The 6,434-nt window shown below is 73.9% G+C and carries 9 protein-coding genes and 1 pseudogene; 6 read left to right on the forward strand and 4 right to left on the reverse strand.

All coding sequences use genetic code 11. The annotated features are described in order from the left end of the window. The first annotated feature begins 158 nt into the window (after positions 1–158). On the forward strand, positions 159–560 hold the full coding sequence (locus ABZ809_RS31520; protein ID WP_357566280.1) for a nuclear transport factor 2 family protein: 402 nt from the start codon (positions 159–161) through the stop codon (positions 558–560). On the opposite strand, the gene ABZ809_RS31525 is transcribed toward ABZ809_RS31520, so the two are convergent. Next, complete coding sequence (locus ABZ809_RS31525) at positions 557–1,051, reverse strand: DUF6232 family protein (RefSeq protein WP_357566281.1); 495 nt, start codon at positions 1,049–1,051, stop codon at positions 557–559. The two genes, ABZ809_RS31520 and ABZ809_RS31525, sit on opposite strands and share 4 nt — an antisense overlap. Before the next feature lie 99 nt (positions 1,052–1,150). Between ABZ809_RS31525 and ABZ809_RS31530 the strand changes: the two genes are divergently transcribed. Further along, positions 1,151–1,924 (forward strand): enoyl-CoA hydratase-related protein, encoded by a 774-nt coding sequence (locus ABZ809_RS31530; RefSeq protein ID WP_357566282.1) that lies wholly within the window; start codon positions 1,151–1,153, stop codon positions 1,922–1,924. 70 nt (positions 1,925–1,994) lie between these two features. After that, positions 1,995–3,617 carry an acetolactate synthase gene (locus tag ABZ809_RS31535; protein ID WP_357566283.1) on the forward strand — a complete coding sequence of 541 codons (1,623 nt, stop codon included), beginning with the start codon at positions 1,995–1,997 and terminating at the stop codon, positions 3,615–3,617. Between the two features lie 43 nt (positions 3,618–3,660). Here the strand turns inward: ABZ809_RS31535 and ABZ809_RS31540 are convergent, their stop codons facing one another. The 3 genes from ABZ809_RS31540 to ABZ809_RS31550 are packed head-to-tail and all read right to left on the reverse strand — an operon-like array spanning position 3,661 to position 4,904. Then, complete coding sequence (locus ABZ809_RS31540; RefSeq protein WP_357566284.1) at positions 3,661–4,095, reverse strand: PLD nuclease N-terminal domain-containing protein; 435 nt, start codon at positions 4,093–4,095, stop codon at positions 3,661–3,663. 27 nt (positions 4,096–4,122) lie between these two features. Then, a complete protein-coding gene (locus tag ABZ809_RS31545) occupies positions 4,123–4,515 on the reverse strand; it encodes a DUF202 domain-containing protein (RefSeq protein WP_357566285.1) in 393 nt (130 codons plus the stop codon). Further along, positions 4,512–4,904 (reverse strand): DUF202 domain-containing protein, encoded by a 393-nt coding sequence (locus ABZ809_RS31550; RefSeq protein ID WP_357566286.1) that lies wholly within the window; start codon positions 4,902–4,904, stop codon positions 4,512–4,514. The genes ABZ809_RS31545 and ABZ809_RS31550 overlap by 4 nt, the downstream gene beginning before the upstream one ends. Before the next feature lie 40 nt (positions 4,905–4,944). On the opposite strand from ABZ809_RS31550, the gene ABZ809_RS31555 reads away from it, so the two are divergent. From ABZ809_RS31555 to ABZ809_RS31565, 3 genes and pseudogenes are all read left to right on the forward strand, one after another. Continuing rightward, positions 4,945–5,742 (forward strand): GNAT family N-acetyltransferase, encoded by a 798-nt coding sequence (locus tag ABZ809_RS31555; RefSeq protein ID WP_357566287.1) that lies wholly within the window; start codon positions 4,945–4,947, stop codon positions 5,740–5,742. Further along, positions 5,739–6,152: a hypothetical protein gene (locus tag ABZ809_RS31560; protein ID WP_357566288.1), complete on the forward strand. Its 414-nt coding sequence runs from the start codon at positions 5,739–5,741 to the stop codon at positions 6,150–6,152. Before ABZ809_RS31555 ends, ABZ809_RS31560 begins: the two co-directional genes overlap by 4 nt. Positions 6,153–6,344: 192 nt before the next feature. Further along, positions 6,345–6,434, forward strand: a pseudogene (locus ABZ809_RS31565) (electron transfer flavoprotein subunit beta); the annotation flags it as partial.

The following is a 6,434-nucleotide window of genomic DNA, read 5'->3' on the forward strand; positions in this document are numbered from 1 at the left end:
GCCCCGGGAACAGGACCGGCGCCGGGGCCCGCACGCCTGTCCGTCCTGCCCCGTCCGTAGGGGCAGCTCGACAGCGATGTCACCGCGTCACCCGCCACCCCCTGACCGCCACGTTGAGGGACGGAGTCGCGTGACTCCACTGGGTAACGTCGGAGCGTATGAGCGAGCAGGCGCGCAACGTCGACGTGGTCCGTCGTTACCTGCGGACCTTCGTCACCAAGGATCTGGCGGAACTGCGGGCGGTGGTCGACGAGGACGTGCAGATCTACGGATCCGGCGCCGGGGTGCGCGGGCGGCACTTCGTCGAGGGGGCCGTCACCTCGCCGGGGCTGACCGTGCTCGACCAGGAGATCGTCGAGATCTTCGCCGCCGAGGACCGCGTGGTGGTGTCGCTGGCGCAGACCTACCGGCGGGACGCCACCGGCGCGACGGCGGTGCAGAGCACCTGCAAGATGTACCGGCTGGCCGGCGGCCGGATCGTGCAGTTCTGGGGCGAACAGGACCTGTTCGGCCTGCTGCGCGGCCTGGGCATGCTGCCGGACGGGCCGATCGAGTTCTAACGGCCGATCGAGTTCTGCCGGCGGCGGGGTGCCACCGGCTGGCCCGCTTCCACCGCCCGCTGCACCGCCCGGTAGATCTGGCCGAAGCGCAGCGCGTCGCCGGTGCACAGCAGCCGCACCGGCTGGCCGCGCCAGCGGGCCCAGATCTCCAGTTGCCGGCTGCCCCGGGCGTACGAGCGGTCGAGGTGCTCGAAGAGGAAGTCGGCGACCGGGCCGACCGCGAGCCCGATCAGCACCGAGGCGCCGACGATGGCGACGGTGACGGTGAGGGAGCGGTCCAGCCAGAGTGCCAGCGCGATGCCGAGGGCGGCGGCCACCAGGGGGCCGGCCAGCGCCGCGCCGATCGCGCCGCGCCCGGCGAGCACCCGCCAGGAGCGGCTGCCGCGCCGGTGCCAGACCATGCTGATCTCGGCCAGCCGGAAGGTCCGGCCGTCCACCCGGACGGCGGTGGAGGTGACCTGCACGGACCTGTCGTCGTAATAGGTGATCATGGCGGGACTCCCGGTGGCGGGCCTGGCACCAGACTACTTTCCCCAACGAGCCTGGCCGTAAGGTTGGCACGCGACTTCGACGAGGAAGTGAGGGCCAGCGTGGGCGAGTTCGTGCGGTTGGAGACCAGGGACGGCATCGGCACCATCCGGTTGGAGCGGCCGCCGATGAACGCCCTGAACACCCAGGTGCAGGAGGAGTTGCGCGCCGCCGCCGCGGCGGCCACCGCCGACGCGGGCGTCCGCGCCGTCATCGTGTACGGCGGGGAGAAGGTCTTCGCCGCCGGGGCGGACATCAAGGAGATGGCCGACATGTCCTACGTGGACATGGCGGACCGGGCCGCCGACCTGTCCAGCGCGCTCGGCGCGATCGCCCGGATCCCCAAGCCGGTCGTCGCCGCGATCACCGGCTACGCCCTCGGGGGCGGCTGCGAGCTGGCGCTGGCGTGTGACTGGCGGGTGGTGGCCGAGGACGCGAAGCTCGGCCAGCCGGAGATCAAGCTGGGCATCATCCCGGGCGCGGGCGGCACGCAGCGGCTGGCCCGCCTCGTCGGCCCGGCCCGCGCCAAGGATCTGATCATGTCGGGTCGGATGGTCGACGCCCAGGAGGCCCTGCGGATCGGCCTGGCCGACCGGGTCGCCCCGGCGGGCGAGGTCTACGAGACCGCGGTCGAGCTGGTCCGCCCGTACCTCACCGGCCCGGTCCAGGCGCTGCGCGCCGCGAAGCTCGCCGTCGACGGCGGCCTGGACATGGACCTGAACTCCGGTCTGGCCTGGGAGAGTCAGCTCTTCGCGGCGCTGTTCGCCACCGATGACCGGCGCGAGGGCATGGCGGCCTTCGTGGAGAAGCGCAAGCCGGACTTCACCGGCCGTTGACGAGAGCTGTTCACATTCTTCCTACCGCTGAGTAGCGTGTGACTCCGGCCATACGGACGAAGGGGAAGCGATGACGGAGCGGATCGAAGGTCACGGCGGGGAGCTCGCGCTCGCGGCGCTGCGCGCGTACGGGGTGCGGGAGATGTTCACCCTCTCCGGCGGGCACGTCTTCCCGCTCTACGACGCCGCGCACAAGACCGGCTTCCCCCTCTACGACGTCCGGCACGAGCAGTCGGCCGTCTTCGCCGCCGAGGCGGTGGCGAAGCTCCAGCGGCGACCCGGCCTCGCCGTGCTCACCGCCGGTCCCGGCGTGACCAACGGCATCTCCGGGCTGACCAGCGCGTACTTCAACGCCTCGCCGGTGCTGGTGCTGGGCGGCCGGGCCCCGCAGTTCCGGTGGGGCTCGGGCAGCCTCCAGGAGATGGACCACCTGCCGCTGGTCGCCCCGGTCACCAAGCACGCCGAGACCGTGTTCAGCCCCGACGACATCCCGCGGGCGGTGAGCGCGGCGCTGACCGCCGCGCTCACCCCGCACCGGGGCCCCGTCTTCCTCGACTTCCCCCTGGAGGCGGTCTTCTCCGTCGCCGACGCCGAGCTGCCCCCGCCGCCGGGCATCGCGCCGGTCGAGCCCGACCCGGGCGAGGTGGCGAAGGCGGCGGGCCTGATCGCCGCCGCCAGCCGTCCGGTGATCATCGCCGGCTCCGACGTCTACGCCGGGGACGCGGTCGACGCCCTGCGGGCCGCCGCCGAGTCGCTCCAGGTGCCGGTCTTCACCAACGGGATGGGCCGGGGCGCGCTGCCGCCGGAGCACCCGCTCGCCTTCGCCAAGGCCCGCCGGGTGGGGCTGAAGGGCGCCGACGTGGTCGTCGTGATCGGTACCCCGCTGGACTTCCGGCTCAGCTTCGGCGACTTCGGCGACGCCACGGTGGTGCACATCGTCGACGCACCCAGCCAGCGGGCCGGGCACGTCCAGCCGGCCGCCGCCCCCGCCGGCGACCTCCGGCTGATCCTCACCGCGCTGGCCGACCACCCCGGTGACCGGGCCGACCACGCCGAGTGGATCGCCGCCCTGCGTACCGCCGAGGACGCCGCGAAGGCCCGCGACGCCGAGGAGATGGCCGCCGAGACCGACCCGATCCGGCCCGCCCGGGTCTACGGCGAGCTGCGCAAGGTCCTGGCCCGCGACGCCATCACCATCGGCGACGGCGGCGACTTCGTCTCGTACGCCGGCCGCTACCTGGAGCCCGCGCAGCCCGGGACGTGGCTCGACCCCGGCCCGTACGGCTGCCTCGGCACCGGCATGGGCTACGCGATGGGCGCCCGGGTCAGCCACCCCGACCGGCAGATCTGCGTCCTGATGGGCGACGGCGCGGCCGGCTTCTCGCTGATGGACGTGGAGTCCCTCGCCCGGCAGAAGCTGCCGGTGGTGATCGTGGTCGGCAACAACGGCATCTGGGGCCTGGAGAAGCACCCGATGCGCGCCATGTACGGCTACGACGTCGCCGCCGACCTCCAGCCGGAGCTGCGCTACGACCAGGTGGTGACCGCCCTGGGTGGCGCCGGCGAGACCGTGGCGAAGGCCGGCGACCTCGGGCCGGCGCTGCGGCGGGCGTTCGACGCCGGCGTGCCGTACCTGGTCAACGTGCTCACCGACCCGGCCGACGCGTACCCCCGCTCGTCGAACCTGGCCTGACTCGCGCCCGCCGCCGTCGCCGGGAGCCCGGCGACGGCGGGGCTCAGGCCCCGGGCGCGGAACCCTCGGGGCGGTCCTCCTCGCGCGGCTGCTCGCCGTCGCGGCGACGGATCTCGCCCTCGCGGCGGCGCAGGTCCTCCTCCCAGCGGCGGAAGAGTTCCTGGTCCTCCCGCCGGGAACGCTCGCCGAGCGAGCGGAGGAACTCGGGGTCGTCGTCGGGGGCGACCGGACGGGGCCGCTCGCGGCCCGGCAGGAGCCGGCCCTTGGGCGCCCCGCCGGCGGGGCCCCCGGCGGTGCGCTCCCGCCCGGCGGCGAACCAGGCGAGGGAGCCGAGCAGCGGGAAGAACAGGATGATCAGCACCCAGGCGATCCGGGGCAGGGCTTTGATCTCGCCCTCCTCGGCGGAGAGGCAGCTGATCAGGGCGCAGACGGCGAGGACGATCTGCACCACGAAGAGGAGGACGTAGAGCCGGGCCATCCGTCAATGATGGCGCACCGGCTCCCGTCAACCCAGTCCGGTCGCCGCCAACAGCGTGCCGAGCAGCGCGAAGCCGGCCGTGGCGAGGGCGACCAGGGGCAGCGCCCGCCCGTGGCCGGGCGCCGGGCCGGTGCCGGTGGCCCGGCGCCAGCAGACCGCCAGGGTCGCGCCCCAGCCCAGCACGGCGACCCCGGCGACCAGCGCGCCGAACACGCTGCCGGCGGGCGGGCCGGTGAGCGCGAGCCGCACGGTCAGCAGCATGATCACGGTGAGCGCCAGCGCCGTGCGCTGCCAGGCCAGCCGGGTCCGCTCGGGTTGCAGGCCCGGGTCGCGCGCCGGCCCGCCCAGCCCTCCCGGCCCGTCCAGCCCTCCCGGCCCGTCCAGCCCTCCCGGCCGGGCGGGCTCCGCCGCGTCGCTCACGGGTCGCCCACCGCCCGGGCCAGTACGGCCGCCACCAGCAGCAGCGCGCCGAGGCCGACGGCCAGGGCGAGCACCGCCGGAAAGCGGGAGGCGGGCAGCTCCTCGCCCAACCGGATGGCCCGTTCCGTACGCGCCCAGTGGTCGACCGCCCGGACCGCGACCGTGCCGCCGAGCAGCAACAGCGCGATGGCGATCACCTCGCGCAGGTGTGCCAGTGGCAGCGGCGGCAGGAACTGCGCGGCGGCCAGCCCACCCGCGACCAGCGCCAGCCCGGTACGCAGCCAGGCGAGGAACGTCCGCTCGTTGGCCAGCGAGAAGCGGTAGTCGGGGGTGCTGCCGACCGAGCGCAGTTCGCGCGGGTCGAACCATCGCCTGATCGCCTGCCACACGCCGCGATTATCCGCTTCCGTCCGGTCGTAGCCTGGAGCGATGACGGATCTTGACGCGACGACGCTGCGGAACTCGTACGACAGTCAGCTCCGGGCGCTGGTGCCCGACCCGTTGCCGGCCGGGGTGACGGTGGAACGGGACGGCCCGCTGATCCGCATGCTCGGCCTCGACCGGCGTGGCTTCCTCACCTACGGTGACCTCGACGGGCTGACGGGCGCGGCGCTGGACGAGTTGATCGCCCGGCAGGTGGCGCTCTTCCGGGAGCGCGGCGAGCCGGTGGAGTGGAAGCTGCACGGCCACGACGAGCCGGCGGACCTGGCGGACCGGCTGCGCGCGGCCGGATTCGTGCCGGAAGAGCAGGAGACCGTCGTGATCGGGGCGGTCGCGCCGCTCGCGGCCGCGCTTCCGGTCGTGCCCGAGGGCGTACGCCTGCGGGAGGTGACAACCCGGGCGGACCTGGACCGGATCGCGGCGATGGAGGCGGCGGTCTGGGGTGCCGACCGGAGCCATCTGGCGCCGGCGCTGGAGAAGGAGATCGCCGCCGACCCGCAGTCGATCACGGTGGTGGTGGCCGAGGCGGGCGACGAGGTGGTCAGCGCGGGCTGGGTGCGTTACGTCCCGGAGTCGGGCTTCGCCACCCTCTGGGGCGGCTCGACGCTCGCGTCGTGGCGCCGCAGGGGCATCTACCGCGCGCTGGTCTCCCACCGGGCCCGCCTGGCGCACCAGCGGGGTCGGACGCTGCTCCAGGTGGACGCCTCCGACGAGAGCCGGCCGATCCTGGAGCGGCTCGGGCTCGTCCCGGTCACAACCACCACCCCGTACGTCTACACTCCGTGATCATGGAGCAGCGGTTGACGGCCGAGGAGCGGCTGACCCTCAAGACAGGCGCGTTCGGAGCGGTGTTCCTGGTGGCCAACGCCGATCCGGGCATGATCGCCCTGTTCCGGGAGAGCTTCGCCGCCTCCGGCGCGATGGCCGACAGCAGCGGGGTGGTCAAGGAGGCGCTGACCAGCGGCCCGCTGCCGAAGCTGCCCCGGGACTCGGCGCTGGAGATCGAGTCGGTGGTGCTGCCGGCGCTGGGCCGGGCCGTGCGGATCCTGCGCGAGAAGTCGCCGCAGGACGTGGCCGACTACCGCCGGGTGGTGCTGTCCGCGGCCGAGCGGGTGGCCGGCGCGCACCGGGGGGTGGCCCCGGCCGAGGCGGCGGTCATCGAGCGGCTCAGGGCCGCGCTGGACCAGCCGGCATGAGCTGACCGACCGCGAGGGCCTCGGTGAGCTGTGTCACTCTGGGGTCGCCGGAAGGGAATGCTACTGGCAGGTAACATTGCGCCGTGGGCAACTGCACAGCAGCGCGCGGTTGACCGGGGTCAACGGAAGCGCGACGCTGCGCCCAGACCGGGCGAGTGATCGCAACACCAACAGGAGGGTCGTCGAAGCGCGATGAACATCGTCGTACTCGTCAAGCAGGTGCCTGATTCGGGCGCGGACCGCAGCCTGCGTACTGACGACAACACTGTCGACCGCGGTTCG

Source organism: Micromonospora sp. NPDC047074, from assembly GCF_040643815.1.
Lineage (GTDB): Bacteria > Actinomycetota > Actinomycetes > Mycobacteriales > Micromonosporaceae > Micromonospora.